This is a genomic window from Achromobacter dolens, from assembly GCF_902859745.1.
GTDB classification, from domain to species: Bacteria; Pseudomonadota; Gammaproteobacteria; order Burkholderiales; family Burkholderiaceae_B; genus Achromobacter; species Achromobacter dolens.
Genome location: NZ_CADIJW010000045.1, coordinates 1 through 26,870 on the forward strand (window position 1 = coordinate 1; position 26,870 = coordinate 26,870).

General features: G+C 64.1%; 24 protein-coding genes and 1 pseudogene. 12 read left to right on the forward strand and 13 right to left on the reverse strand.

What is annotated here, in order from left to right; translation table 11 throughout:
* The 4 genes from HV783_RS23260 to HV783_RS23275 form a co-directional block, all read left to right on the forward strand.
* Positions 1 to 1,005, forward strand: a 1,005-nt coding sequence (locus HV783_RS23260) for a Y-family DNA polymerase (RefSeq protein WP_254604007.1), incomplete at its 5' end; no start/stop codon positions are given.
* Positions 1,006 to 1,012: 7 nt separating this feature from the next.
* A complete protein-coding gene (locus tag HV783_RS23265; RefSeq protein ID WP_175189944.1) occupies positions 1,013 to 4,240 on the forward strand; it encodes an error-prone DNA polymerase in 3,228 nt (1,075 codons plus the stop codon).
* A gap of 153 nt (positions 4,241 to 4,393) precedes the next feature.
* A complete protein-coding gene (locus HV783_RS23270) occupies positions 4,394 to 4,774 on the forward strand; it encodes an I78 family peptidase inhibitor (protein ID WP_049073382.1) in 381 nt (126 codons plus the stop codon).
* Between the two features lie 307 nt (positions 4,775 to 5,081).
* The gene (locus HV783_RS23275) at positions 5,082 to 6,110 is read left to right on the forward strand and encodes a MerR family transcriptional regulator (protein ID WP_175189945.1); all 1,029 of its coding nucleotides are present in this window, start codon (positions 5,082 to 5,084) and stop codon (positions 6,108 to 6,110) included.
* A gap of 138 nt (positions 6,111 to 6,248) precedes the next feature.
* Here the strand turns inward: HV783_RS23275 and HV783_RS23280 are convergent, their stop codons facing one another.
* The gene (locus HV783_RS23280) at positions 6,249 to 7,148 is read right to left on the reverse strand and encodes a LysR family transcriptional regulator (protein ID WP_175189946.1); all 900 of its coding nucleotides are present in this window, start codon (positions 7,146 to 7,148) and stop codon (positions 6,249 to 6,251) included.
* 110 nt (positions 7,149 to 7,258) lie between these two features.
* On the opposite strand from HV783_RS23280, the gene HV783_RS23285 reads away from it, so the two are divergent.
* The 5 genes from HV783_RS23285 to HV783_RS23305 all read left to right on the forward strand — a co-directional run bounded on the left by HV783_RS23285 (position 7,259) and on the right by HV783_RS23305 (position 12,512).
* A complete protein-coding gene (locus tag HV783_RS23285; RefSeq protein WP_054502754.1) occupies positions 7,259 to 8,131 on the forward strand; it encodes an aldo/keto reductase family oxidoreductase in 873 nt (290 codons plus the stop codon).
* Positions 8,132 to 8,203: 72 nt separating this feature from the next.
* A complete protein-coding gene (locus HV783_RS23290; protein ID WP_175189947.1) occupies positions 8,204 to 8,854 on the forward strand; it encodes an NUDIX hydrolase in 651 nt (216 codons plus the stop codon).
* A 90-nt stretch (positions 8,855 to 8,944) separates the two neighbouring features.
* Positions 8,945 to 9,895, forward strand: a complete 951-nt coding sequence (prs, locus tag HV783_RS23295) for a ribose-phosphate diphosphokinase (RefSeq protein ID WP_175189948.1) — start codon at positions 8,945 to 8,947, stop codon at positions 9,893 to 9,895.
* A gap of 22 nt (positions 9,896 to 9,917) precedes the next feature.
* Positions 9,918 to 11,606, forward strand: a complete 1,689-nt coding sequence (locus tag HV783_RS23300) for a nicotinate phosphoribosyltransferase (protein WP_175189949.1) — start codon at positions 9,918 to 9,920, stop codon at positions 11,604 to 11,606.
* A gap of 510 nt (positions 11,607 to 12,116) precedes the next feature.
* On the forward strand, positions 12,117 to 12,512 hold the full coding sequence (locus HV783_RS23305; RefSeq protein WP_175189950.1) for an Ltp family lipoprotein: 396 nt from the start codon (positions 12,117 to 12,119) through the stop codon (positions 12,510 to 12,512).
* 47 nt (positions 12,513 to 12,559) lie between these two features.
* Here the strand turns inward: HV783_RS23305 and HV783_RS23310 are convergent, their stop codons facing one another.
* The 9 genes and pseudogenes from HV783_RS23310 to HV783_RS23350 all read right to left on the reverse strand — a co-directional run bounded on the left by HV783_RS23310 (position 12,560) and on the right by HV783_RS23350 (position 19,611).
* Entirely contained in the window at positions 12,560 to 12,859 is a 300-nt protein-coding gene (locus HV783_RS23310) for a hypothetical protein (RefSeq protein WP_175189951.1), read from the reverse strand.
* 223 nt (positions 12,860 to 13,082) lie between these two features.
* Positions 13,083 to 14,019, reverse strand: a pseudogene (locus HV783_RS23315) (LysR family transcriptional regulator).
* A gap of 116 nt (positions 14,020 to 14,135) precedes the next feature.
* Positions 14,136 to 14,870 (reverse strand): amino acid ABC transporter ATP-binding protein, encoded by a 735-nt coding sequence (locus HV783_RS23320; RefSeq protein WP_175189952.1) that lies wholly within the window; start codon positions 14,868 to 14,870, stop codon positions 14,136 to 14,138.
* 62 nt (positions 14,871 to 14,932) lie between these two features.
* Positions 14,933 to 15,622, reverse strand: a complete 690-nt coding sequence (locus HV783_RS23325; protein ID WP_006386294.1) for an amino acid ABC transporter permease — start codon at positions 15,620 to 15,622, stop codon at positions 14,933 to 14,935.
* Entirely contained in the window at positions 15,615 to 16,304 is a 690-nt protein-coding gene (locus tag HV783_RS23330) for an amino acid ABC transporter permease (RefSeq protein WP_006386293.1), read from the reverse strand. The genes HV783_RS23325 and HV783_RS23330 overlap by 8 nt, the downstream gene beginning before the upstream one ends.
* A gap of 16 nt (positions 16,305 to 16,320) precedes the next feature.
* The gene (locus tag HV783_RS23335) at positions 16,321 to 17,142 is read right to left on the reverse strand and encodes an ABC transporter substrate-binding protein (protein ID WP_175167412.1); all 822 of its coding nucleotides are present in this window, start codon (positions 17,140 to 17,142) and stop codon (positions 16,321 to 16,323) included.
* A 72-nt stretch (positions 17,143 to 17,214) separates the two neighbouring features.
* A complete protein-coding gene (locus HV783_RS23340) occupies positions 17,215 to 18,396 on the reverse strand; it encodes an aminotransferase class I/II-fold pyridoxal phosphate-dependent enzyme (protein WP_254604009.1) in 1,182 nt (393 codons plus the stop codon).
* An 86-nt stretch (positions 18,397 to 18,482) separates the two neighbouring features.
* On the reverse strand, positions 18,483 to 19,163 hold the full coding sequence (locus HV783_RS23345; protein WP_006394591.1) for an RraA family protein: 681 nt from the start codon (positions 19,161 to 19,163) through the stop codon (positions 18,483 to 18,485).
* Positions 19,164 to 19,281: 118 nt separating this feature from the next.
* Positions 19,282 to 19,611 carry a hypothetical protein gene (locus HV783_RS23350; RefSeq protein ID WP_175189953.1) on the reverse strand — a complete coding sequence of 110 codons (330 nt, stop codon included), beginning with the start codon at positions 19,609 to 19,611 and terminating at the stop codon, positions 19,282 to 19,284.
* Positions 19,612 to 20,159: 548 nt separating this feature from the next.
* Here HV783_RS23350 and HV783_RS23355 point away from each other — a divergent pair.
* Both HV783_RS23355 and HV783_RS23360 read left to right on the forward strand, forming a co-directional pair.
* The gene (locus tag HV783_RS23355; protein ID WP_175189954.1) at positions 20,160 to 22,193 is read left to right on the forward strand and encodes an ATP-dependent nuclease; all 2,034 of its coding nucleotides are present in this window, start codon (positions 20,160 to 20,162) and stop codon (positions 22,191 to 22,193) included.
* Between the two features lie 144 nt (positions 22,194 to 22,337).
* Positions 22,338 to 23,561, forward strand: a complete 1,224-nt coding sequence (locus tag HV783_RS23360) for a hypothetical protein (RefSeq protein ID WP_254604008.1) — start codon at positions 22,338 to 22,340, stop codon at positions 23,559 to 23,561.
* Between the two features lie 323 nt (positions 23,562 to 23,884).
* Here the strand turns inward: HV783_RS23360 and HV783_RS23365 are convergent, their stop codons facing one another.
* Positions 23,885 to 24,700, reverse strand: a complete 816-nt coding sequence (locus HV783_RS23365; RefSeq protein WP_175189955.1) for a DUF3825 domain-containing protein — start codon at positions 24,698 to 24,700, stop codon at positions 23,885 to 23,887.
* 331 nt (positions 24,701 to 25,031) lie between these two features.
* On the opposite strand from HV783_RS23365, the gene HV783_RS23370 reads away from it, so the two are divergent.
* On the forward strand, positions 25,032 to 25,190 hold the full coding sequence (locus HV783_RS23370; RefSeq protein ID WP_175189956.1) for a hypothetical protein: 159 nt from the start codon (positions 25,032 to 25,034) through the stop codon (positions 25,188 to 25,190).
* Between the two features lie 555 nt (positions 25,191 to 25,745).
* Here HV783_RS23370 and HV783_RS23375 read toward each other — a convergent pair.
* Together HV783_RS23375 and HV783_RS23380 are read right to left on the reverse strand one after the other, a co-directional pair.
* Entirely contained in the window at positions 25,746 to 26,105 is a 360-nt protein-coding gene (locus tag HV783_RS23375; protein ID WP_175189957.1) for a PM1101 family membrane protein, read from the reverse strand.
* 306 nt (positions 26,106 to 26,411) lie between these two features.
* Positions 26,412 to 26,783 carry a hypothetical protein gene (locus HV783_RS23380; RefSeq protein WP_175189958.1) on the reverse strand — a complete coding sequence of 124 codons (372 nt, stop codon included), beginning with the start codon at positions 26,781 to 26,783 and terminating at the stop codon, positions 26,412 to 26,414.
* Positions 26,784 to 26,870: the final 87 nt, after the last annotated feature.

Below are 26,870 nucleotides of genomic sequence, written 5' to 3' on the forward strand. Positions count from 1 at the left end.
CGCCGGGTGCTCACCCCGCGCACCCTGGCGCGCCGGCTCGACGCCCTGCCCGTGGCCCTGCTGCCCCAGGCCCGGCCGCGCCTGGACTGGCTCAACGACATCGGCTGCCACACCCTGGCCGACCTGCGCGCCCTGCCGCGCGCCGGCCTGCAACGGCGCAGCGCGCCCGACCTGCTGCAAGCGCTGGACGCGGCCTACGGCCAGTCGCCCGAACTGCATCGCTGGATCGAGCCGCCGCCGCGCTTCGAGCGCCGCATCGAGCTGATGGAATACCTCGAACACACCGACGCGGTGCTGGCCGTGGCGCGGCGCCTGGCCGAACAGTTGGGCGGCTGGCTGGCGGCGCGGCAACTGGCGGTGCGGCGCGTGCTGCTGCGCCTGGACCACGAGCGTGGCCGCCACGCGCGCCCGCCCACCGAGCTGGAACTGGCGCTGGCCCAGCCCGTCTGGCAGGCGCCGCAGATCCTCAACCTGCTGCGCGAAAAGCTCGGCCGCCTGACGCTCGAAGCGCCGGTGATCGCGGTGACGCTGCTGGCGCCCGACACCACCGAACAGCCCGCCGCCAGCACCACGCTGTTCCCCGAACCCGGCGGCACCGCCGCCGACCACGCCCGCCTGCTGGACCTGCTGACCGCGCGGCTGGGCCGCGAGCAGGTGCGCCACGCCTGTCCCCTCCCCGACCACCGGCCCGAGGCCGCCAACGCCTGGGGCGACGCGCTGGAACCGCCGCAACGCCCCGAACCGCTGCCCGAGCCCCTGGACCGCCCCTTCTGGCTGCTCGATCCGCCGCTGCCGCTCAAGCTTGCCGGCCACCGCCCGCAATACGCCGGCCAGGCGCTGCGGCTGATGCGCGGCCCCGAGCGCATCGAAAGCGGCTGGTGGGATCCGGTCCTGACCGTGCGCGACTACTTCGTCGCCGAGGACGCCGCCAGCGCGCGCTACTGGATCTACCGCGAGCGCGACGACGCGCACGCGCGCTGGTACCTGCACGGGCTGTACGCCTGACCCCGCCATGCACGCGCCCGACGATCCCCATGACGACGCCCCCGGTCCGCCTGCCGGACTGCCCGGCTACGCCGAACTGCAATGCCAGTCGAACTTCTCGTTCCTGCAGGGCGCCTCGCACCCCGAGGAACTGACCGCCCGCGCCGCCGAACTGGGCTATGCCGCCCTGGCCATCACCGACGAATGCAGCCTGGCCGGCGTGGTGCGCGCCCACGTCGAGGCCAAGACCCAGAAGCTGCCGCTCATCATCGGCGCCACCTTCCGGCTGCGCGCCGGCCCCGAGGCCGCGCCGCTGGACCTGACCCTGCTGGCGCAGACCCGCGAGGGCTACGGCAACCTGTCCGAACTCATCACCCTGGCCCGCACCCGCGCCCCCAAGGGCGAATACCGGCTGGCGCCCGAGGACTTCACCGCTCCGCCGCCGGGCTACGAACACCTGCGCCACCTGCCCGAATGCCTGGCGATCCTGTCGCCGGTCTACGGCGACGACCCCGACCGCATGGCGCAGCAGGCGCGCTGGCTGGCCGCCACCTTCCCGCGCCGCGCCTGGGTCGGCCTGACCCTGCTGTACCGCTCGCGCGACGACCTGCACCGCGCCGCCGTCGACCGCGCCGCGCGCGCCGCCGAACTGCCGGTGGTGGCGCTGGGCCAGGTGCAGATGCACGTGCGCTCGCGCAAGCCGCTGCACGACACCCTGACCGGCATCCGCACCCACCAGTGCGTGTCGCAATGCGGCTACGCGCTGGCGGGCAACGCCGAGCAGCACCTGCGCACCCGCATGCGGCTGGCCAACCTCTATCCGCCCGAGGCGCTGGCGCAGACGCTGGTGGTGGCGCGGCGCTGCGCCTTCTCGCTGGACGAACTGCGCTACGAATATCCCGACGAGATCATCCCGCGCGGCCACACCCCCGCCACCTACCTGCGCCAGGAAACCCTGGCCGGCGCCGCGCGGCGCTTTCCGGGCGGGACGCCGGACTACGTCAGCGAGCAGATCGAAAAGGAACTGGCGCTGATCGCCGACCTGCAATACGAGGCCTACTTCCTCACGGTCTACGACATCGTGCAGTACGCCCGCGACCACGGCATCCTGTGCCAGGGGCGCGGCTCGGCCGCCAACTCGGCGGTGTGCTACTGCCTGGGCATCACCGAGGTCGATCCGCGCCGCGGCAACAACCTGTTCGAGCGCTTCATCAGCAAGGAACGCAACGAGCCGCCCGACATCGACGTCGACTTCGAACACCAGCGGCGCGAGGAAGTGATCCAGTACATCTACCGCAAGTACGGCCGCCAGCGCGCCGCCCTGACCGCCGTGGTGATCTCGTACCGCCCGCGCAGCGTGCTGCGCGACACCGGCCGCGCGCTGGGCGTGGACCCGGGCGTGATCGACGCGGTGGCGCGCGCCCACCAGTGGTGGGACAGCAAGCAGGAAATGCTGCGCACGCTGGGCGCCTGCGGCCTGGACCCGGAATCGCAGGTGGCGCGGCAGTGGGCCGCGCTGGCCCAGACGCTGATGGGCTTTCCGCGCCACCTGTCGCAGCACCCCGGCGGCTTCGTCATCTCGCGCGGCAAGCTGTCGCGGCTGGTGCCGATCGAAAACGCCGCCATGGCCGACCGCAGCGTGGTGCAGTGGGACAAGGACGACCTGGACGCGCTCAAGCTGCTCAAGGTCGACGTGCTGGCGCTGGGCATGCTGTCGGCGCTGCGCCGCACCCTGGAACTGGCCGGCCAGCGCCGCGGCCAGCCGCTGCGGTTGCAGGACATTCCCGAAGGCGACGCCCCCACCTACGACATGATCTGCGAGGCCGACACCATCGGCGTGTTCCAGATCGAATCGCGCGCCCAGATGACCATGCTGCCGCGCCTGCGGCCGCGCGAATACTACGACCTGGTGGTGCAGGTGGCGATCGTGCGGCCCGGCCCGATCCAGGGCGGCATGGTGCATCCGTACCTGCGCCGCCGCCAGGGCAAGGAGGACATCGACTATCCCAGCGACAAGGTGAAAGGCGTGCTCAGCCGCACCATGGGCGTGCCGATCTTCCAGGAACAGGTGATGCAGATCGCCGTGGTCGCGGCCGGCTTCTCGCCCGGCGATGCCGACCAGTTGCGGCGCTCCATGGCCGCCTGGCGGCGCAAGGGCGGCGTCGACAAATACCGCGTCAAGCTGGTGGGCGGCCTGCTGGCGCACGGCTACACGCTGGACTTCGCGCAGGCGCTATTCCGCCAGATCGAGGGCTTTGGCGAATACGGCTTTCCCGAAAGCCACGCCGCCAGCTTCGCGCTGCTGGCCTACGCCAGTTCCTGGCTCAAGCGCCACGAACCCGAGGCCTTTCTGGCCGCGCTGCTCAACTCCCAGCCCATGGGCTTTTACGCGCCGGCGCAACTGGTGCAGGACGCGCGCCGCCACGGCGTGCGGGTGCTGCCGGTGGACGTGACCGTCAGCGGCTGGGACGCGGCGCTGGAAACCGCGCCCGCCGACGCGCCGCCGCGCCGGCCGCATCCTCACGCGCCCTCGCCGGACGAAATCCGCCCCGCCGTGCGCCTCGGCCTGAGCCTGATCCAGGGCCTGCACCAAGACAGCGCCCGCCGCATCGAGGCCGCCCGCGCCGAGGCCCCCTTCACCAGCACCGGCGACCTGGCCCGCCGCGCCGCCCTGACGCGCCACGACCTGAACGCCCTGGCCGCCAGCGACGCCCTGCGCACCCTGGCCGGCCACCGCCGCCAGGCCAGTTGGGAAGCCGCCGCCAGCGTCCACAGCCGCGACCTGCTGCGCGACGCCGCCATCCACGAAACCGAGATGCCGCAACTGGCCGCGCCGACTGAAAACCAGACCGTGGCGGCCGACTATCGCAGCGTCGGCCTGACCCTGCGGCGCCACCCCGTCGAGCTGCTGCGGCCGCAACTGGCGGCGCGCAACTTCCAGCCGGCCAGCGTGCTCAACGGCTACCCCGACAAGCGCGTGGCCCGCGCCTGCGGCATCGTCACCGTGCGCCAGCGGCCGCAGACCTCCAAGGGCGTGATCTTCGTCACGCTGGAAGACGAAACCGGTCCGGTCAACGTGGTGGTGCGCCCCGAACTGATCGAACGCCAGCGCCGCGAGCTGCTCGGCGCCACCCTGCTGGGCGTGTATGGCTCGTGGCAGAGCGTGGACGGCGTGCGCCACCTGATCGCGCAGCGGCTGGTGGACCTGTCCGAGCTGCTGGGCGGCCTGAGCACGCCCAGCCGCAATTTCCACTGACGGCAGTGCGCGGCGGCCGGCGACGCTCCGGGAATCGACCGGACGCCACGGCCAAGCGCCGCGCGGGCGGCTGGTCTATGATGGATTTTCCGCGCCGCCCGCCGGCCCCGCGCTGGCCGCGCCGTGGAGACGTTTTCTATTTCAGGAGTGATCATGATCCGCAAGCTGATTCCCGTTCTGCTGGTTGCCACGCTGAGCGCCTGCGCCAACACCGGAGCCCCGCGTTCCTCATCCTCATCCGCCGCCTCCAGTTCCGCCAGCTCGCCCGCCGCGTCCGACAGCTCCTCCGGCGCATCGTACGGATCACCCTCCGCCCAGGCCGGCGCCCGCAAGACCTGCGACGCCGCCGCGCTGCAATCGCAGATCGGCCAGAAAGCCACCCAGTCCGTCCTGGAAGACCTGCGCACCCGCAGCGGCGCCGCCACCGCCCGCATCCTGCGCCCGGGCCAATTGGTCACCATGGAATACAACGACACCCGCCTGAACCTGATCGTCGACGACAAGGACGTGATGACGGCGATCCGCTGCGGCTGACGTCCCGGCATTCACGGCAAGACGGGCGCAGCGGGCACTCGCCCGGCGCTCGCTTCTTCCAGACGGCGCGGTTGCCCGGGTCGTCCATGGACATCTCCCCGGGGCCGCCCCGCCCGCGGACAACCATCCCCAAGCGAATGACCGGCCAGCCCCACAGGCCGGGCCGGCGCGCCAGCAAGCTTGCCGGCGCGACCGCCCCCCTGCACGCCCGGCCCACGAATCGATCCACAAATCGATCCGCCAACGCTTGACCCTTACGTAACGTCATGCCCAAAAGTTCGGCCTGCGCCATTCACGAAGGAACCCCATGCGACTGAAAGTAGGAGAACTGGCCAAGCGCAGCGGACTGACCGTCCGCACGCTGCACCACTATCACGCGATCGGCCTGCTGACGCCTTCGGCGCGCGCCGACAACGGCTACCGGCTCTACGGCCGCGACGACATCGCCCGACTGCACCAGATCCAGGCATTGCGTCGCTTCGGATTGCCGCTGGCCGAGATCGGCGCCTACCTGGACCAGCCCGGCACGCCGCTGGACGAGATCATCGCCAGACAGATCGCGATGCTCGACAGCCAGATCCAACACGCCACCCGGCTGCGCGAACGCCTCGCGCAGTTGCAAGGCCAGTTGGCGATGGGAGCGGAGCCGGAACTGGCCGATTGGCTGACCACTCTGGAACTGATGAACATGTACGACAAATATTTCTCCCAGGAAGAACTGGCGCGTCTGCCCATGTACCGCCGAGGCCCGAACGACGACGCCGGCTGGCTTGCGCTGATCGCCGACGTGCGCCGGCAGATGGACGACAGCGCCCCGCCCGAGGACCCGCGTTCGCAGGCGCTGGCCCTGCGCTGGATGACGCTGCTGCTGCGCGACACCAACGGCGATGCGCGCCTGCTCGTGAAGCTCAACCAGATGCACGAACGGGAACCGGCCATGCAGGAACACATCGGTATCTCGCCGGCCATGCGCGACTACGTGGTGCGCGCCTTCTCCGAAAGCAAGCTGCGGCTCTACGAAAAACACCTGACGCCGGACGAGGCCCGGTTCATGCGGGCGCATTATCACGACCGCGCCGGCGAATGGCCGGCCCTGATGGCGCGGGTGCGCGACGCGATCGATGCCGGGCAGGCGCCCGACTCGGCCGCCGGCCGCGAACTCGCGCGGCAATGGCTGGAACTGTTTTGCAGCTACGCCGGCAACGATCCCGCGACCCACGCGAAATTCCGCCACGCCCTGATGACCGAGCCCGAACTGACCGCCGGCACCTGGGCCGATGACGCCACGCTGGCTTTCATGCGCCAGGCCATGGGCGCATTGGCGGCGGCGCGCTAAGCGGCGTCGGCGTCCGCGGACACGGACGCCGACGCGGTTACGGTCGAGGTCGTCGTCGCGGTCGAGGTCACGGTCGAGGTCGAGGTCTCGGTCGCCGTCGCGGTGACAGTCGCGACGACAGTCGCAGCCGCGACCGCGCTACCAGCGCGCCGCCTGGACGAAATCCACGAAGGCGCGCAACGGCGCCGGCAGATAGTGCCGGCCCGGAAAATACAGCAAGGGGCCGGTGAAGCTGGGCCACCAGTCCGCCAGCACCGGCTCCAGTTCGCCCCGATCCAGGTACGGCTGCAGCCAGTCCTCGAACAGATAGACCACTCCGGCGCCCGCCACCGCCGCATCGACCGCCAGGTCCACCGCCGCCCCCAGGCTGACGATCAGCGGACCATCCACCTCCACCGTGACGGACTGGCCGTCGCGTTCAAACGCCCACGCCGGCATCGCGCCGCTGGTGAAACGGCCGCGCAGGCACAGGTGCTGGCGCAGGTCTTGCGGATGTTGCGGCCGTCCATGCCGGGCCAGATACCCCGGCGCGGCCGCCGCCGCCATCCGCTGGCGCCGCGGCCCGATCGGGATGGCCACCATGTCCTGGTCCATGCTTTCCTCGTAGCGGATGCCCGCGTCGCAGCCCGACTGCAGCAGCTCGACAAAACGATCGTCAACGATCACCTCCAGCCGGATCTCCGGATACTGCGCCAGAAACGGCGGCACGATGCGCGGCAGCACCAGCCGGGACGCCGCCAGCGGCACATTCAGCCGCAGCCGGCCCGCCGGCCGGTCACGGAAATTGTTGGCCACGTCCAGCGCCGACTCGACCGCGTCCAGCGCGGGCGCCAGTTGCTCCAGCAGGCGCTGCCCGGCCGCCGTGGTCGCCACGCTGCGCGTGGTGCGGTTCAGCAGCCGCAGGCCCAGCCGGGCTTCCAGCCGGCGCACCGCCTCGCTCAACTGCGACGCGCTGGTCCCCGTCTGGCGCGCCGCGCCACGAAAGCCCCCATGCGTGGCCACCGCGACAAAGGCGCTGATGTCTTGAAGGTTGGACACGGCAAGCCCCAATTGTTCGCTATTCCGCACAAGCTGTGCGATTACCAGGGATTGTCGCACGCCCTGCGCCGCCCTAGACTCGCTTCATTCCCCCTGCCTCGGAGCAAGTCATGACCTCGATTCAACAAGCCGGCGCCTACCCGCTGGGCGACCTGACCGTCAACCGCCTGGGCTACGGCGCCATGCAACTGGCCGGCCCGCACGTATTCGGCCCGCCCAAGGACAAGGCGCAAGCCCTGGCGGTGCTGCGCGAAGCGCTCGAACTCGGCATCAACCACATCGACACCAGCGACTTCTACGGCCCGCACATCACCAACCAACTGATCCGAGAAGCGCTGCACCCCTATCGCGACGACCTGGTCATCGTCACCAAGGTCGGCGCGCGCCGGGGCGACGATGCCTCGTGGCTGCTGGCCAATTCCCCCGCCGAACTCGAATCGGCCGTGCACGACAACCTGCGCAACCTGGGCCTGGACGTGCTGGACGTGGTCAACCTGCGTCTCATGTTCGACGTGGCCGGCCCCGCCGAAGGCGACATCGAACAGTCCTTCACCACCCTGGCCGAATTGCAGCGCAAGGGCCTGATACGCCACCTGGGCCTGAGCAACGCCACCGCGCGCCAGGTGGCGCAGGCGCGCGGCATCGCCGACATGGTCTGCGTGCAGAACCAGTACAACATCGCCCACCGCGCCGACGACGCGCTGATCGGGCAGCTTGCGCAAGATGGCATCGCCTACGTGCCGTTCTTCCCGCTGGGCGGCTTCTCGCCGCTGCAATCGGCCACGCTGGAGCGCGTGGCCGCGGAGTGCCAGGCCACGCCGATGCAGACCGCGCTGGCCTGGCTGCTGCAACGCTCACCCAACATCCTGCTGATCCCGGGCACCTCGTCGATCGAGCACCTGCGGCAGAACGCCGCCGCGGCCAGCCTGGCGCTGCCGCCGCGGGCCGTGGCCGAACTGGACGGGATCGGCGCCGCGGGCTAGTTCAATGGGCGCGGTTGACCAATCCGCCGCATAGTGGCACCTTACCCCGAAGTGCCACGCCCGGAACCCCACTTGGACCACCCACAGCCCCTCGTCACCGTCGACGCCGTCCTGCTCACCCTGCGCGAGACCGGCCTGGAAATCGCCCTGCACCCGCGCGACCGCGCGCCGTTCAAGGGCGCCATGGCCTTGCCCGGCGGCGTGGTGCACGTGGACGAAGACGCCAGCACCGAAGCCAGCATCCGCCGCGTGCTGCGCGAGAAGACCGGCTTCGAGGCGCGCTACCTGGAACAGTTGCAGGTGTTCTCCGGCCCCGACCGCGACCCGCGCAAGTGGTCGCTGTCGGTGTCCTACGTGGCGCTGGTGCCGGCCGCCGAACTGGAGGCCGCCCCGGCGGGCTTTCGCTTCGTCAGCGTGGACGCGCTGCCGCCGCTGGCCTTCGACCATGCCGACATCGTCGCCGCCGCCGTGGCCCGCCTGCGCGGCAAATCCAGCTACTCCACCCTGCCGTTCTTCCTGCTGCCCGAACGCTTCACCCTGACCGAGCTGCAGCGCACCTACGAAGCCATCCTCCAGACCACCCTCGAGAAATCGAACTTCCGCCGCAAGATGGAAGCCTGGGATGTGCTCGAAGCCACCGACGACTACGCGCTCGGCGCGCAGCGTCCCGCCCGCCTGTACCGCCTGAAAGACTTCGCCCTGTTCGACCGCAGCGTCGGCTGACCTCGCGCCGAACTCCACTTAGTTGCAAACAAACAATAAGTAGGCTTATACTTGCCTCACTTAGTTTTAATTTGCCACTAAGGCCAAATCATGTTCACCCTCACCGCGGTAGTAGCAGGACAACGCCACACCGATACGCCCAGCGCGTTCGTATTCCCCGGCGGCGAAAGCCAGGTCACCGTGCCCGCTGCCTTGCAGGCCCGCGCCGACGCGGCCAGCGAATTCCGCATCCACGCCCTGCTGAAGTCGGCCGACGACGTCATGCAGTTGCTGCTGCTGACCGACGCGCTGCGCCGCCTGAACCCGGCCGCGCCCGTGCACCTGGACCTGCCCTACGTGCCCTACGCCCGCCAGGACCGCGTCTGCAATCCGGGCGAGGCGCTCGGCGCGGCGGTGTTCTGCAAGCTGATCAACGACCAGCAATACGCCACCGTCACCGTGGTCGAACCGCACAGCGACGTCACCCCCGCCCTGCTGCAACGCGTCCGCGTCATCGACGCCGCCGCCTTCATGAAGAACGCGCTGGCCAACCCCGCCTTTGCCAACGGCGTCACCCTGATGGCGCCCGACGCCGGCGCCCGCAAGCGCGTGCAGGCCCTGGCCAAAAAGCTGGGCGTGGCCGACGTGCGCTACGCCGAAAAAGTCCGCGACCCGCAAACCGGCCGCATCACCGAAACCCGCGTGCCCGACGACATCCCCGCGCAACCGGTGCTGGTGGTCGACGACATCTGCGACGGCGGCCGCACCTTCCTGGAACTGGCCGCCGCCCTGCGCGACAAGACCGACCAGCCGCTCTATCTGTACGTCACCCACGGCCTTTTCAGCAAAGGCTTCGTCGAACTGAATGCCCGCTACGCCGGGATCTACACCGCCTATGACTGGACCGCCAGCGAAGGCGCCGGCGCGCCAGTCGTGGTCAACACGATCCAGGGCGCCGACGCCACCGCGCCGGTCAACACAATCTGCGCCGCCAGCGCCCCCGCCCCCACCAACACGATCAAAGCCGCCAGCGCCCCCGCGCTCGCCACCCCGGCCAACTGAACCTCAAGCAGGAGTCCCCACCATGAACGCCTCCATCCCTGCCAAGAACGGCATCAACCCCTTGCTGCAAGCCGACTTCTACAAGACCGGCCACCCCTTCCAGTACCCCAGGGGCACCAACAAGATCCTGGCCAACTTCACCCCGCGCTCGGCCCGGCTGGCGCCGGTGCTGCCCGAACTGTTCGACAACAAGATCGTCTGGTTCGGCCTGCAAGGCTTCATCAAGGAAATCCTGATCGACCTGTTCAACCGCGAATTCTTCGGCAAGCCCGCCGGTGCCGCCGTGCGCCAGTACCAGCGCCGCGTCGACAACGCGCTGGGCAAGGGCGCGGTCACCGTCGATCACCTGCAGGCGCTGTACGAGCTGGGCTATCTGCCGCTGGAAATCCGTTCCCTGCCCGAAGGCGCCCGCGTCGACATCCGCGTGCCGCCCGTCACCTTCGTCAACACCAGGCCCGAATTCGCCTGGCTGGTCACCTACATCGAAACGCTGTTCAGTTGCGAATCGTGGAAGCCGTCCACCGTGGCCACCATCGCCTTCGAATACCGCAAGCTCCTGACCTACTTCGCCCGCCTGACCGGCAGCCCGATGGACTTCGTCAACTGGCAGGGCCACGACTTCTCGATGCGCGGCATGTCCGGCCTGTACGACGCCCGCAAGAGCGGCGCCGGCCACCTGCTGTCGTTCACCGGCACCGACACCATTCCCGCCATCGACTACCTGGAAGACCTGTACGGCGCCGATTCCGACCGCGAACTGGTCGGCGGCTCGGTGCCCGCGACCGAACACTCGGTCATGTGCCTGGGCAGCAAGGAAGGCGAAATCGAAACCATCCGCCGCCTGGTCACGCAGGTCTATCCGGCCGGCATCGTGTCGGTGGTGTCGGACACCTGGGACTTCTGGCAAGTGGTCACCGACTTCGCCGCCGCATTGAAGTCGGAAATCCTGGCGCGCCAGCCTGATCCCTTCGGCAACGCCAAGGTCGTGTTCCGCCCCGACTCCGGCGATCCCGTGAAGATCCTGACCGGCTACTTCTGCACCGACGTGCCCAGTGTGGAAGACGCCGCAGCCCTGGCCGCCGCCCGCCGCGACGGATTCGAAGCCGTGCGGGATATCGAGACCGGCCGCTACTGGCGCCTGGACGACGACGCCCGCGCCAGCCAGGCGCTGCGCGAGGCCGAAGTCAACGGCGCGGTGCAATGCCTGTGGAACATCTTCGGCGGCGTGGTGACCGAGCGCGGCTACAAGCTGCTGGACCCGCACGTCGGCCTGATCTACGGAGATTCGATCACCCTGGCGCGTGGCCGCGACATCCTGGTGCGGCTGGAGAAAAAGGGCTTCGCGTCGGGCAACGTGGTCCTGGGCATCGGCTCATACACCTATCAATACCTGACCCGCGACAGCTTCGGCTGGGCGCTGAAGGCGACGTATGCCGAGGTCGACGGCGAACCGCAGGAACTGGTGAAGGACCCGGTCACCGACTCCGGCGTGAAGCGGTCGGCCAAGGGCTTGTTGCGGGTCGATGAGACAGCGACGGGGTATGTGTTGCACGACCAGCAGACGCCGGAGCAGGCGGCCGGCGGCGCGCTGGTGCCGGTGTTCCGGGATGGGGTTCTGCTGGTGGAGCAGGATCTGGCGCAGATCCGGGAACGGTTGCAGGGGTCGTGGGTTTGTCCGGAGCCGGGGAGCATTGATTGGGGACGGCGTTGATGAGGCATACGAAGCAGCTGGGATTTCGTCCTCCACCGCTCGATGAACCAGCGCGTTACGAGCCGTCGTCTCACCTGCAGGACTAGTTTCCAGTACCGCCGCCCTGCTGGCGGCGGGCGCCCGTTCTATAGCGCACGGCCAGCGACGCGAGATACCTGTTGCCGGAGGTGCTGATCAATGCCTGCCGGTTCGGCCCCTCGATGGCGTCGCGCAAGGAAGATGGGACGCTGCCTTACGCTTGGCGCTATCTCGCCTGGGACTTCCCCAATGCATCCGTCTATCGACGGCATCAGCTGCAACTTGGGAACTCACGCCGCTCCCATATTCGGATTTAACCAATATGGTTACGTATGGCATTTATTTGCAGTGTATATTTACGCGTCATTCTCCATTCGGCCATTTGAGGTTTCACGTCAGACATCGTGACGATCTTAATCGGCGTTCCTTCCGGAATATCCGATTGGCCGATCGAGACCTGCATTTCACTATCACCTCACAATAAAACTGGATATGAAAAAGACGATAGCGCGCGCATGCATCTCCCTTATCACTCTTGCAACCCTTGGCACGACTTCCGCCTGGGCTCAAGAACTGACTATTCCCCAAAAGAATGCCGTGCGCTCGGCCAAGCAATACCTCAGTTTTTCCGGATTCTCACGCAGTGGCTTGATTCAGCAGCTGTCGTCCGACGCGGGTGACGGATACAAGGTTGCGGATGCCACAATCGCGGTGGACAGCCTCAAGGTGGATTGGAACAAGCAGGCCGCCCGATCCGCACAAAATTATGTGGATATGACGGGTTTTTCGTGCAAAGGCCTGATCCAGCAGTTGTCGTCGAGCGCAGGCGACCGGTACACCAAGAGCGAAGCGACCTACGGCGCCAAGGCCGTGGGCGTGTGCGAATAAATAGCGGGCCCCCGGGAGGCTCATCACGATCCAGGCAGTGGTGCCAACTATGGGTTGGTGAACAGCCTCCCCTGCAAGTTCTTCCACAGATGCGTGGCGATGCTTGCCCATATCAGCGCCAAAAATCCAATGCAAAAGAGCGCAGCGAAACAAGCAAGCGCCTTCCAGTAAAAAGGACCATAGCGATCAAATTCAGTGATGAAAATTTCACCGAACTCCATCGTCTTCTTGCTCCAGAACCAAGCCAGGGCAGCCGAACCCATCGTAGCGATCACTACCAACCAGCCGGGAAATTCTGCGAGGCTATAGCGCCGCCGATTCTTGAAGAACGCTTTCACAGTAGACATGCAGCCCATAATTCCTCCTGAGCTCAGTAGATGAATAAAGCGGAGTGAAGCCCCAGTTTGTAGTCTAATCACCAGAGATATTGTCAAGCCCCGATCGCGCGCATGGCCAGCACTGTCTTAACGGTCAGAAGAAAATGCGTCTGCAACGTGACCGCAGGCGCCAGAAAAATTGCTTGTTCTTTTGGAATACACTGCGGTAGCCGTCCATGCCACCGATTGAAGTTCAAGCGGACCGCACCGCCGGCGGCACATGCGGCAGAAACGCCCCCGCCACCTCGAACGCGCATTCCTCCCGCGCAATATCGATCACCCGCGACACCACCGGATTGACGATGCTCTTCTTGTGCACCGCGTAGTAATTGATTGTCGGCAGATCCGGCTGGACATCCAGCTGGCACAGCGCCCCGCGCTCGACCAGCGGCGCGAAATACGCCCCGGGCAAGTAACTGATGCCCAGCCCCAACATCGTCAGCTGCGCCATCATGCCCAGGCTGTTTGCAGGTCAGCACCCGCTTGACCGACAGGCCCTGCTCGGCGAACCAGGCATCGTACAGATGCGACAGCGCCGAATTGGTCGGCTGTGAGATCACCGGGTACGGCGCCAGGTCCTGCGGCGCCAGCCTTGCCGAGAAATCGATGTCCAGCGACGGGCTGGCCATCCAGACGTTGGTCACCGCGCCCAGATGGACGCAGTCGTATTGATAGCTCCAGAACGGCCCCGGCATGATGGCCAGGTCCAACTGGTCCTGCTCCAGCCGCTCATACAGCGTGATGCCGCCATCGATCTCGGGCATCAACTGCACCTTGGGATAGCGCAGGCTGATCTGGTTGACCAGCCGCGCCAGCCAGGTCATGCCGACCAGCTCGGTCACGCCCAGCCGCACCACGCCCTCGAAACTGGCCGGGTCGGCCATGTTCTGCACGATGCGGCTGTTCAGGTCCAGCATCTCGCGCGCCAGCTCGAACAGCTTGCGGCCCTGCGCCGTCAGCACCAGCTTCTTGGCGCGGCGCTCGAACAGCGGCGCGCCGGCGAAGGCTTCGAGTTCCCCTACCCGCTTGGCGACCGCCGACTGGGTGGTGTGCAGCTTGCGCGAGGACGCGCTGAAGCTGCCCAGTTCCGAGCTCCAGTAGAACGCCTCCAACTGTTTGAGGGTGTACATCGCGGCGGTGGACGTGAAATGCATGAAGAACCCTCACATTATCGTCGACAGGCGCGCGGCTGCGCGCCGTCCGGTCCACAAGGAACGCCGGGCGGACGGCAGGCTCCGCGCCCGCACTACCCCCGCGGATGCAGGATATCCGCCAGAAACCGCTGCGCCCGCGGATGCCGCGGCGCGCTGAAGAAGCGTTCCGGCGTATCCATTTCCAGGATCTCGCCCGCATCCATGAACACCACCCGGTCGCACACGTCCCGCGCGAACCCCATCTCGTGCGTCACGCAGACCATGGTCATGCCGTCCTTGGCCAGGCCCTTCATCACCTGCAGCACCTCGCCCACCATCTCCGGGTCGAGCGCGCTGGTGGGCTCGTCGAACAGCATCACCGGCGGTTGCAGCGCCAGCGCCCGGGCGATCGCCACGCGCTGCTGCTGGCCGCCCGACAGCGAACCGGGATAGGCGTCGATCTTGTGCTCCAGCCCCACCCGCGCCAATAGCTGGCGCGCCAGCTCGGTGGCCTGCTTGCGCGGCTGCTTGCGGATGTTGACCGGCGCGAACACCACGTTGTCCAGCACGCTCATGTGCGGAAACAGGTTGAACTGCTGGAACACGAAACCGATCTTCTGGCGCAGCGCGTTCAGGTTGACGCCCTTGCCGTAGATGTCGGCGTCGTCGATCAGGATGCGGCCCTTCTCGATGGGTTCCAGCCGGTTGATGGTGCGGATCATGGTGGACTTGCCCGAGCCCGACGGCCCGCACACCACCAGCACCTCGCCGCGCGCGACCGACAGGTCCACGTCCTTCAGGACGTGATGCACGCCGTACCATTTGTTGACTTTCTCAAGCTTGATCATGATGAATTCCGATAAGCGCCGGCTCAGGGCCTGTTCACGCTAAAAGGGGCCTCGCACGGGCCCTAGGCCATGGCGCGCTGGCGGCGGATGCGCAGGTCCAGCCAGGACAGGCCGCGGCTCAGGCTGAAGCACACCAGGAAATAGATGATGGCCAGGATGCCGAACACCTGCAGCGGCTTGGTCAGCACCAGGTTGTTGACCTGGTTGGCGGCAAACGTCAGTTCGTTCACGCTGATCACATACCCCAGCGAGGTCTCCTTGATGGTCGAGACGAACTGGCTGGTCATGCTGGGCAGCACGTTGAACAGCGCCTGCGGCAGCACCACCCGGCGCATCGTCGTCCAGTAGCCCACGCCCAGCGAGCGCGACGCCTCGATCTGGCCGCGCGGCACCGCCTCGATGCCCGAGCGGATCACCTCCGACAGATAGGCGCTCTCGTACACCACCAGCGCCGCGATCAGCGTCCAGAAGCCGCTGATCACCTGCCCCGTCAGCTTCGGAATGACGAAGTACGCCCAGAAGATCAGCATCAGCAGCGGCATGCCGCGCACCACGTTGACCAGCGTCTTGCTGGCCACGCGCAGCCAGCCAAACGGACTGACCCGCGCCAGCGCGATGGCCAGCGCCAGCGGCAGCGACAGCGCCAGGCCGCACAACGCCAGGATCAGCGTCAGCGCCAGGCCGCCGAGCGGCCCATTGGGGTATTGGCCGACCAGCAGCGTCGGCCAGTATTGCGACAGGAGATCAAGCACCGTGGCCTCCCCGGTTCAGGCGGTAGCGCGCATAGATGCGCGAGCCGATCAGCATGATGAGGAAGGATCCCAACAGATACATGAGGGTCGCCGCGCCAAACGTGGCGAAGGTGCGGTAGGTCTCGTTCTCGATCTCGCGCGCCTGGTAGGTCAGCTCCATCACGCCGATGGCCATGGCCACGCTGGTGTTCTTGAACAGCAGCAAGGCGCGGCCCACCAGCGGCGGGATGGAAATCCGCACCGCCTGCGGCACGATCACGAAGCGCATGCATTGCAGATAGCTGGCGCCCAGCGCCCGGGCCGCCTCGAACTGCGTGCCAGGAATGGCGCGCAGCCCGCTGCGGATATCCTCGGCGATATAGGCGGCCGACCCCAGCGCCAGCGCGATCGCCGCCAGCGACATCTCGGCGTTGTGCTGGTACAGCCACATCCGGAAACCCTCCGGCAGCAGCTCGGGCATGCCGAAGTACCAGAACAGCACCTGCACCAGCAGCGGCACGTTGCGGTGGTATTCCACATAGGCGTCGACCAGCCAGCGGCACGGCGCCAGGTTGGTGGCGCGCACCACGACCAACGTCACCGCGATCGTGAACGCCATCACCCAGGACACCAGGAACAACTGCAGCGTCACCACCATGCCGCTGGCCAGCAACTGGTATTGCGAAGCGTCAAGTAGGCTCATTGCGCGGTACCGGCGTTCAGCCCGCGATGGGGCCGATCTTGAAACCGCGTTCGAGCTTGTACGGCGTCTGCGCGCCGAACCACTTGTCGAACAGCTGCGCGGCCACGCCCGAGCTTTCCGCCTCGTCCAGCGCCTGGTTCACCACCGCCAGCATGCCCGGCTCCGACTTGCGCACGCCCAGGCCCCACGGCTCGTCGAACACCGACTTGGCGATCACGCTGACCGGCGCCGTCGGCGGGCTTTGCAGCACCAGGCGCACCAGCACCAGTTCCGACGCGAACTGCGCATCCACCTTCTTCTGCTGCAGGGCCAGATACGTGGCCGAGCTGTCGCCGTAGCCGATCACCTGCGACTTATCAAGAATGCGCTTGATCTCGCGCTCCGAACTGGAACCCTTGGTCGCGCCGATGCGGCGGCCGTTCAGCGACTCGATCGTGTCCAGTCCGGAATCCTTGCGCACCAGCAGCTTCTGCGGGCTGACGTAGTACGCGTGGCTGAAAGCGATCTGCTGGGCGCGGTCCGGCGAATAGCCCAGGTTCGCCGCCAGGATATCGACGCGGCCCTCGTTCAGCTCCGGCACGCGCGCCGCCACCGACAGCAGCTTGTAGCTGATCTTCACGCCCAGCTTGTCGGCCACCAGCTTGCACACGTCCACGTCATAGCCCACCAGTTGGCGCGTCGTCGCGTCCTGGAAGCTGAACGGCTGCGACGTGCCCAGCGTGCCGCAGATCAATTCGCCCCGGGCCTTGATGTCCGCGACCTGGTCGGCGCGGGCGCCAGCGCCCAGCGACAACGCGGCCAGGCCCAGGCAGGCGGCGATAAGTGAATGGCGTTTCATGGTGATTCCCCTTGTGTTGTGGTTTGAACAGAAAAACGGAACCGGCCCGCTCGTTGGCGGGCCCGGGAACAACTAGACGAGCTTGGCGCAGGCCTCGCGGATGCCCGCGCAGCCCTGCCGGATATCGTCCAGCGAAGCCGCGAACGACAGCCGAAACGTACCCGGCGCGCCATAGGCATGGCCGTCGATCACCGCCACGCCAGCCTCGCGCAGCAGGTAATGCGTCAGGTCGGTATCGGTGCGGATCTCGACGCCTGCCGGCGTGCGCTTGCCCAGCAGCCCCGAGCAATCCGGAAACACGTAGAACGCGCCCTGCGGCACCACGATCGCCAGCCCCGGCGTGCCGGACAGCTCCGCCACCGCCAGATCGCGACGCTCGCGGAAAACGCGGGCGAACTCCGTCACGCAGTCCTGCGGCCCCGACAGCGCCTCCAGCGCCGCCGCCTGGCTCACCGACGACGCGCCCGACGTGCTCTGCGACTGCAGAATCGCCATCGCCTTGATCAGCTCGTCCGGCCCGGCGCCGTAACCGATACGCCAGCCCGTCATCGCATAGGCCTTGGACACGCCATTGACCACCAGCGTGCGCGCCGCCAGCGCCGGCGCCAACTGCAACGGATGCACCGTCGGCGCGTCAGTGAAGTTCAGCCGCGCATAAATATCGTCCGTCATCAGCCAGACATGCGGATGACGCGCGAGCACCGCGGTCAGCCCGCGCAGCTCGTCGGCAGTGTAGACCGAGCCCGTCGGATTGCTGGGCGCGTTCATCATCAGCCACTTGGTGCGCGGCGTGATGGCGCGCTCCAGCGCCTCGGGCGTCAGCTTGTAATCCGTGGCCGGCGTCGTCGGCACCGTCACCGGCACCCCGCCGTTGACCAGCACCATGTCCGGATACGACACCCAGAACGGCGCCGGAATCAGCACCTCGTCGCCCTCGTTCAGCGTCGCCGCCAGCCCGTTGAAGATCACCTGCTTGGCGCCCGTGCTGACAATGATGCGCGCCGCCGGGTAATCGATGCCGGTCGCTTCCAGCAGATGCGTCCGCGCCGCCTTCCGCAACGCCACCGTGCCCTGGGCCGGCGGATACTTGGTCTCACCCCGGTTCATCGCGGCCGTGGCCGCCTGGCGGATATGCTCCGGCGTCGAGAAATCCGGCTCGCCGATCGTCAGGTCGATAATGCGCCGGCCCTGCTCGCGCAGTTCGGCGATGATGGCGCGCGCCGCCACGCTGGGCGACAGCTTGATGCGCTTGATGCGGTCGGCGACGACGCTGGCGGCTTGCGGGGGTTGGGTTTGCGTCTGGGTCGGGGTTTGCGTCGGGGTTTGCGTCGGGGTTTGGTTCACTTCGCGGCTCCCGTCTTCTCGGCCAGCGTCTTCTCCAGCCAGGGCTTGGTGTAGGTGCCGGCGCGCAGCTTCTCCTTGGCCACCGCCTCGTCGGCTTCCTTCTTGGTCGCCAGCGCCAGCACCGCCGCGGCATGCTCGGCGGGAATCACCACCACGCCGTCGGCATCGCCGACCACCACGTCACCCGGGTTGACCACCTGGCCGCCCACCGAGACGGGCACATTGATCTCGCCCGGACCATCCTTGTACGGCCCCTTGTGCGACACCGCGCGCGCAAAGCAGCCGAACTGCCCCTGCGCGAACACGTCCAGGTCACGCACCGCGCCGTCGATCACAAACCCGGCGATGCCGCGCCCCTGCGCGTCCATCATCATCAACTCGCCGACCAGCGCATTGCTGGTATCGCCAGCGCCATCGACCACGATCACGTCACCCGCGCCACCCAGCGAAATCGCCTTGTGGATCATCAGGTTATCGCCCGGCCGCGTCTTCACGGTCAGCGCCAGGCCAACCGTGCGCTGGTTGCCGGCGTGCAGCGGCCGCAGCCCGCTGACGCCGTACAGGCGGTTCATGCAATCGCTGATCTGGGCCGAGCCAATGGCGGCAAAACCGGCCAGCACGTCAGCGGCGACGGCCGGCGCGGGCCGGGGAAGAATGCGGTATCCGATGGGATTCATAGCGAGGAATTTTCTTGAAGGCGTGAACGGCAATAAGCGAACACGCATTACAAGGCCTCGCGGGGCGATCCTCAAAACGATATAAATTCCCGGTTATGTAGGAATTATTTTCGTGGATCTATTGGATCGAGGGGGGAGCGTCGTGGGTGGGGTTGGGGGCTTCCCTGTCGTCGTCGGATTGCAGGGCCTGGTCGAGCATGGCTTCGGTCAGGGTGCCGAGGTGCTCGCAGAGGCTTTCGACGCCGCCCATCAGGGCGGAGATTGCCCAGGGGTCCAGCGGTGGAGAGCCGGTGGCGTCGGGTTCGGACGCGCTGTTGCCGACCATGCGGGCGATGGTCTGGATGGCGTAGCGGGTGCGGTCCAGTTGGTGGAGGTGGGAAAGGGAGACGGGGCCGGATTCGCGGTCGGTGTCGATTTGCCAGGGGTTTTGGGTTAGGGGGTGCAGCATGGGCTGCCTCCTATAGCGAGTGGAGAACCCGCCTCCCCGCTTCCAAACGGGGCGGGCGGGCACAAGACAGGGTTGGAAGACCGGAGCTATAGGACCCGGCGTGCGCAAGCGCACCCCCGTCCAGGCCCGCCCATAGGGACGTGCGTAGACGCTGGACATGAAAATGCCGCCTGAGCGGCGGCTGTCCCGCCTATAGCTTACCCGGCTTCCATTCCGGGACTACCGTTGGTGCGGTAGTGGGGGGAGTATACGGGAGGAAAGGATGCATCGTAGAAATGGGGAGGGACAATTTGGCTACTTGTGTCGACACACGGCCGTGAGGCGTCACTGAAAGATACCGTCTAAGCGACCGCTATAGGCTGATCTGAGTCATTCACAGTTGAGTCGTTCACAGTTCTGGGCCTGAGCGAGGTTTCTCGCCAACACCGATCGCCTAATACCGCTGACTTGGCAGACAGGCGCCCGGCGGAAGTCCGGCGTTTACCGTCATGCCGCCACTGCTGTTACGCTTGTTTAACAACGATATATTCGTGCAATAGGGGATAAACATGGCAGGAGCAAATCGATCCAGGCTTGTACGCATCACCGTGCGCAACATCGGATGCATCGGCGACGACGGCGTAGAGATCGAACTAGACAATGTTGTTTGCCTGGTCGGCAAGAACAACGCGGGCAAGTCCACCATCCTGCGCGCCTACGAACTGGCCAAAGGTTCAGTCCAGTTTGATGAGAACAAGGACCGCTGCCTGCATGCCCCGTCGGACAAGCCCTCCGAAGTGCTTCTGGAGGTTCACATCCCAGACGGCATTGGTAACGTCGACTCGCGGTGGAAGGAGGCGAAGGACGGATTGCTAATCGTCAAGAGCCGCTGGCAATGGGCACCCGGCAAGTATCAGAAGGTCCGCACAACGTGGGATCCGTCTGGAGGTGCCGACGAAAAGGGGGCGTGGGCTGAGGACGGCAAGGCCGGAGGCGCGGATCCAGTCTTCAATTCCAGGTTGCCCCGTCCGCTTCGCATCGGTTCGCTGGATGACGCAGCGAAGACCGAGGAGATGCTGCTCACCCTAGCGCTGGGTCCGCTGTTGGCCGGCCTCGAGAAGGAGCGGATCGATCCGGCGTCCGCGCTTTCCCTCGCTCTTGCAAGCGTCACGACGCGAGTCAAATCACTCAGCGGCATGCACGAGAAGCACTTCAACGGCATATCAGGCCGAGTGGCACAAGGGTTCAAGCGGGTATTCCCGCGCCTGGACGTGAAGCTGAACATCGCGGCGAGTCCGATCGTGCCCAAGCTCGCCGACCTCCTCAAAACGGGCTCAAGTCTCATCGTCCAGGATGGAAAGACGCAGACGTCGCTCCACCAGCAGGGAACCGGCGCACGGCGCGCGCTATTCTGGTCCATGCTCCAGGTCCACAACGAGTTGTCACGCGACAACGAGGTCCGGCAGGAGTACAGGAAGCGACTGGAGAAGGAGCTGGAAGCAGCCCGGGTGAAGCGCAAGAAAGAGGCGGACAAGGGACCGGGGAAAGCCAAGGAAGCTGATCTGCAGGCCTACGACAAGATCATCGCGGAATGTAACTCACGCCTGAAAGCTCACGACGAAGACGGCAACATTCCCGACAGCGAGGACGACCCGGCATTTCCGGGCTACTTACTGCTGATCGATGAGCCAGAGAACGCGTTGCACCCAATGGCCGCACGGGCTGCGCAACGCCACCTGTACGAACTGGCGAAACATCCCGACTGGCAAGTCATCATGACCACCCATTCGCCCCACTTCGTCAACCCGTTCGAGGATCATACGACTATCGTTCGCCTCGAACGCGAGAGTGAAGATGACGACGCGCCTATGGCGCCTAAGACCTATCGTTCGGACGAGATTGAATTCGAGTTCCAAGACGACGACAAGCAGCGCCTGCAGGCCCTCCAGCACATCGACCCGAGCTTCTCCGAAGTGTTCTTCGGCTCCTACCCCGTGCTTGTCGAGGGTGACACGGAGCATGCCGCCTTCATGTCGTCCATCATTGAGCGTGGACACGGACTCACGGACGAGGTGACAGTCATCCGCGCTAGGGGCAAAGCCATCCTGGTGCCGCTTATAAAGGTCATGACCCACTTCAAGATTGACTTCGGCATCGTGCACGATGTAGACCCGCCATACAAATCGAACGGGCACCGCAACGGCATGTGGACCGAGAACGACAAAATCCGCGAGGCAGTGCTTAAGGCCAGAACGGCTGGCCTAGCCGCCCGGCACAGGATCAGCGTGCCCGACTTCGAGCGCTTCCTCGGCGGTGAGGAAGAGTCCAAGGACAAGCCACTGAATACCTACCTGATGGTGGCCAAGGACGATGCCATGGCGCTACGAGTCCAGACCCTAATGGCGGACTTGCTGGACTCAGACCAGCACGAGCCGTTCGCTGACGGCGCGCTGGGTACCAGCGACTACCTGACCTGGTTAGGCACCAAGATCAAGGACTGGGCCGAGGCGAACGGACAGGCAAACAATATCCGCTTCCAGGGACCTGCTGCTGCACCGGCAACAGGAGGTGCTTCGCCCTCAGCGCTACCGGAGGGAGGCTGATTGACCTTCGCGAGTCTCCGATACCCGGCATATCCGGTAGCCCTGCAGCGCGTGATCTCGCGGAACCTGCGCACGTTCTCGACACAGTCCCGCGACTTAGTAGACGCGCAGGTCTGAACCGTGGCTCAAGAATAGGGAATAGGCGTGAAAGCCAGAAAGTCGATCGCTGTACCGGACCTGCCTGCAAATATGAGAGACATGGTACAAGCGGCACTCCAAGAGCTGGAGCCCGCCGGGCCTCCGCGTTCGCCTGAGGAAAGACGCGGGCTAATGTTGTCGGCGCGAACAGAGGCCAGTCGGGGCCTTCCGTCCTACTACCTTGTCTATTTTCTTCTCGTTGATCTACTCGAGTTCCCGAGTCTTGGTAAATGGGAAAAGACCGCGTGGACGGTACCCGTCAGGTTTCGCAGTCGCCTGTACAGCATAGAGCATAGAAAGATGGGGCTCGGCGTCTTCGAACCCAATCTCGACCCCAACGCGAGAATGAGCGGTCGGCCAAGTCAGCAAGGCGAGAAGGACGCGACCGCTATCGTCGAAGCGATCAAGAAGGCCGTCTCAGTTGCGGCCCCATACTTCCAGTGGCGTGCACAGCAAGCAATTGCGACTTCTGATCTGAACGTCGTCAACAAAAACTCCGATCTGTTCGCACGCTACGAGTATTTTCGCGACCAGTTCAACGCAAAGGTCGGTGAAAGCAAGGAGCTGGAAAGTAAGGCGAAGGACAGAAAAAGCGAATCCCCTGGAACGTTCAACTTCGAGTTCATCTCATCATGGTTGTCGGTTAACAAGCAAGTGAACTGGTATGCGCTGGCTGCCATCGAAGCTTTCTTCAGTTGGACTGAGCATGCGTTCATCCATCTCGCGATACTTCAGGGAAAGCTGACCGTGGGTACGCAAGTTGCGGAGCTCGCCGAGGACAACTGGAATGCGAAATTCAAGGCCGCACTGGACATCTCGGATAAAGACACCAAAGTGCACTACGACAAGCTCTTGGATCTTCGTGCACAGGTAAGGAACTTCGTGGCTCACGGGGCGTTCGGCAAAGAGGGCCAAGCGTTTCGTTTCCATTCGGGTGCTGGCTCCGTCTCCGTTATGCTGTCCGACGACCGAGACCATCAAGTTAGCTTCACAGGTCGCGTCGCTTTCGATGAGGCGTCGGCGATAACGGAGATCGGTTCGTTTCTTGAACACCTATGGGCGGGAGCACTGGCACCCGCAAAGCACTATCTTTTCAGTGCCCTTCCTAGCATTCCGTCATACGCGACTGATGGTACCTACGCACGCGCTATGCAGTCCGAGGAGAATATGCTCAGTTTCGTCGACGGCCTGACTCGTCGGTTCGAGCAGGCTGCAGACATGGCTTGGTAGGCCTACGAAGCTGCAGAAACGGACGGTAGTACCGGCGCAAGATACCATCAAGATGCCTACGCCATAGGGCAGCTTGAGCATGTCGGTCCGTTGATTTCGCGAACAGAGCTATTTGCTTGACCTCGACGGCTGGCGTCCGCTTTGCGGCGTCATCCGCCGGTCGCCTGAACAACTGGAAGGCCAATCGCTGCACAGCAGACGTTGCCCGAGGGGCTCCGACTGACCGATTAGGGTCGAGAGCGGCCGGACACGAGTGGCGCCTTCCGACCCACTGCAGACATTCTAGTGCTTTCTGCGCAGCTTCGGTGGAATGAAAGTTAGCCTCAGGATTCAGATTCTTCATCTTCGGCAGCCATTGCATCAGCATGAGCATTCCATGTGTCAATCATCCACGGCGGTAATTGATCGTGCCGCTTTACGGAAACCCTAGAGTTCGCGTATGGCATATGTGGATCTAGGACCGTGCGGACCAATAGCATGTCATTTGTGATTTGTATTGGCGCAACTAGGTCCGGTGCGTTGGTAATGTTCTCGCGATCTTTAAGGTAGAGAGGAACAAGATGGTTCATACTTCCGTAATACCAATAGGGAAGCTGTAATCCTCTGTTTAAAGACCATTGAATCGAGCCTGAAATCGCGCACATTTGTGCAACTGGTGGGACGTCTTTTAGAAAGCTAACCCGGTCTTCGTTGTCTTTCAGCATGTGGTCATGTTGCATGACAATTTCCACCCCTTTAGGTATTTCTGGGCCTTTAGGGATTTCTGGCGGTGCGGGCAATTCTGGTGCGTTGATTTGTGAACCAGCCTTGATCAGCTTCCATGGCGTCTTGCCCTCCTCAGTGCCTTTTATGAAAACCAAATATAAAGGGGTCCCATACCGAGTTTGCAAATTCCCTGCGGAAACATAAAACTGGTCTTCGGAGAAAGTGACCTTTCCTTGCTCAATGCTCCAAGCAATATGAACGGCAAGGTACTTTTCAAGAACATGTAGATCATTCCCCCATTTCTCGCTAAGCGCTTGGGTGGAAAGTTCTTGTAGAACTCTGGGGGGGATGTATGCGAATTTATGTAGCCGCTTAATTAATTTATTTGTATAGCTGGTCCCGATGTCTTTTTGCAACTGGTCTAGTGTAATCACTTGATGTTCCGAAGATAGGAGAAGGCCAACTTGATCTAGCAGGCGTGTAGAAGACAGGTCTAGTTAGCTCGATAATGCCTGACATTGCAGCTTTAAAGGCAGGGTGGCTCGTGCAATGTCGCATGACTGTCTGAATAGACACCTGCTAAACATCAACATTGACGATCGAACGACTGCTTCTAGCCGGATACCGACCACCGCGAGAGGCGTTGAAGAAGGGCAAATGTCCAAATCTGCGGCCTGATCGCTGCGGCCTCTTCGTTGGTCAGGACGGTGATTGGAGGCTATCAGACGATCAACGTTCCGAGTCGATGTTGAACCAGGGGCGGAAATGCCCAACGAGCCTGTCCTCAGCAAAAAAGCGCTCAGCGACAGCATTTTCCGGGAACTCATCGCACCAGGAAAAGCCTACGCTATCGGCAATAAGCGCCAACGGATCAGATTCGGCTGGGAAGATATGTTCAATTCCGAAGCGCAATTGACAAGATGAAGTCCGGGGCTTTGTCTTGAGGTTCCCCGATAGTGCTCGATGTGCACGCCCTGCCGTACCGGGCAAAAGATGTTCGCGAAAGCGGCGCCTCAAATTGGTCGCTTTGCCGACGTACAAACAGGGGAACGGGGCCTCCGCTGGCCACCAGTCGTGATAATGCACGTCCACACTCTTGCCTCCTGGCCCTTTCAGTACGATATGCCGATTGGCTTGAAGTAGCTGCTCCCTACTTCCGGTCCACCAGAAAGCGTAGACCCCTGCGCTCAATGGCACAGCGGGCGGAATTCGCGCGTCTCGTAGATCTTTCACCCGGCGAACCGAAGCCGCTGTAAGCATTGTGCCCGTCAACAATTGCCAAGCAACTTGCACTTCCCCGACTCTATCCCTGTTATTCATGCGTTGTTCGTTCTGGTCAGATGCTGAGATATGAATGCTTCGGTCACGACGACTGCTGCGTCGGTTTTACTGGCTGGAAGCTGTTGGCGAGAGGCTTAGGACGGCCGCTAATGGCGAAGCTAATCTGCCAATAGAAGGCGGGTCAGCTTGAGTGCAATTTCAGTCGCGAGACAAAACCAGCTTTCCGCCGGCATTGGAAACAACTTTGTACCTGCGCAAGGAGTTGAGAGCGCCTACACCCCCAGCAGCGACTGCGATACTTACCGCCGACAAAGCGGCAGGAAGCCCAAGTACTGTGACGGCACCTACACCGACGGCACCGCTGATTGGCGCACCAGCCCCGCCAGTACCCAAAGTGATAGCTACGGCAATGCCAATTGCACCGATGGCGATCACCCAGGCAACCGTGCCTGTTGCTTTAATTCTCAGAACCTTATTTTGCAGGTCACCTTCAATTTCAATGGTGTCTTGATCATTCTTCAGTGCCTTTCCAAGCTCTTCCTCAGTTCGAACTGCCATGATTCCTCCGATTGCCAATACTTCGTTTTCGATGCCGAGCGTGAAATGTTGTTACACGGTTTAACATCATAAGTGTAAGCAGCCTCGGTCGCAAATGTGCTGTCGCCGAGTCTGGGCAAGTCGGAAATTTTCAGGGCTCAGTCAGTGGCCAGCGAAAAAACCGATGGCCGAAAGGCCGTATCTGCCGCATTGTGCCGGGGGTGTGACCGGCCGGTTTTGGCCGCAAGCTGTCGCAGTCGAACGGCAGGTTCCGACCCAAAGCTGTCTCTCGTAAGAGTTCCAAGCTGGTCATAGCCAGTCTCCAAATCAGAATTTCCAGTGTTCCTCGACCTGATAAAGCGGCTTGCCAGCCATTAGTAACTTGATAGCATCTATGTGGGTCACGTAGTCAGCCTCAGAAAAATGCGTCCACCGCGGATTACTCTTTTGCGCGGCGAGAAATGCTGCACGTGCCTCAGACATAGACTTGCGGTTTTTCCACAGAAAGGTGCGTAGCCCTTTGAACAGTTCGTAGTCTAGCGGTGGATGGAGCAAGGCAACATTCGGATGATGATGGTGACCACCGCAGACTAATATCGCTTTTAAGTAGATGTTGACCAGCTTTTGAGCGCGACCAAAGGAAAAATCGCCGATTCCCAGTCGCACAGCTTCCGAATCGATTTTCTTCATAAAGCTCATCTGCCATTCATCGACGTCCTGGCCAATGTCGTCTGGGCCGGCTACCTGACCTAGGCCACTTACCTCAATTAGTCTAAAAGCCAGAGA

Bases quoted from the DNA above. Each gene is read 5' to 3' on its own strand.
- HV783_RS23265 (WP_175189944.1), top strand. From the start codon at position 1,013: ATGCACGCGCCCGACGATCCCCATGACGACGCCCCCGGTCCGCCTGCC.
- HV783_RS23330 (WP_006386293.1), bottom strand. From the start codon at position 16,304: ATGAGCCTACTTGACGCTTCGCAATACCAGTTGCTGGCCAGCGGCATG.
- HV783_RS23270 (WP_049073382.1), top strand. From the start codon at position 4,394: ATGATCCGCAAGCTGATTCCCGTTCTGCTGGTTGCCACGCTGAGCGCC.
- HV783_RS23375 (WP_175189957.1), bottom strand. From the start codon at position 26,105: ATGGCAGTTCGAACTGAGGAAGAGCTTGGAAAGGCACTGAAGAATGAT.
- HV783_RS23335 (WP_175167412.1), bottom strand. From the start codon at position 17,142: ATGAAACGCCATTCACTTATCGCCGCCTGCCTGGGCCTGGCCGCGTTG.
- HV783_RS23300 (WP_175189949.1), top strand. From the start codon at position 9,918: ATGAACGCCTCCATCCCTGCCAAGAACGGCATCAACCCCTTGCTGCAA.
- HV783_RS23370 (WP_175189956.1), top strand. From the start codon at position 25,032: ATGCCCAACGAGCCTGTCCTCAGCAAAAAAGCGCTCAGCGACAGCATT.
- HV783_RS23275 (WP_175189945.1), top strand. From the start codon at position 5,082: ATGCGACTGAAAGTAGGAGAACTGGCCAAGCGCAGCGGACTGACCGTC.
- HV783_RS23310 (WP_175189951.1), bottom strand. From the start codon at position 12,859: ATGTCTACTGTGAAAGCGTTCTTCAAGAATCGGCGGCGCTATAGCCTC.
- HV783_RS23305 (WP_175189950.1), top strand. From the start codon at position 12,117: ATGAAAAAGACGATAGCGCGCGCATGCATCTCCCTTATCACTCTTGCA.
- HV783_RS23355 (WP_175189954.1), top strand. From the start codon at position 20,160: ATGGCAGGAGCAAATCGATCCAGGCTTGTACGCATCACCGTGCGCAAC.
- HV783_RS23320 (WP_175189952.1), bottom strand. From the start codon at position 14,870: ATGATCAAGCTTGAGAAAGTCAACAAATGGTACGGCGTGCATCACGTC.
- HV783_RS23380 (WP_175189958.1), bottom strand. From the start codon at position 26,783: ATGAGCTTTATGAAGAAAATCGATTCGGAAGCTGTGCGACTGGGAATC.
- HV783_RS23345 (WP_006394591.1), bottom strand. From the start codon at position 19,163: ATGAATCCCATCGGATACCGCATTCTTCCCCGGCCCGCGCCGGCCGTC.
- HV783_RS23285 (WP_054502754.1), top strand. From the start codon at position 7,259: ATGACCTCGATTCAACAAGCCGGCGCCTACCCGCTGGGCGACCTGACC.
- HV783_RS23350 (WP_175189953.1), bottom strand. From the start codon at position 19,611: ATGCTGCACCCCCTAACCCAAAACCCCTGGCAAATCGACACCGACCGC.
- prs (WP_175189948.1), top strand. From the start codon at position 8,945: ATGTTCACCCTCACCGCGGTAGTAGCAGGACAACGCCACACCGATACG.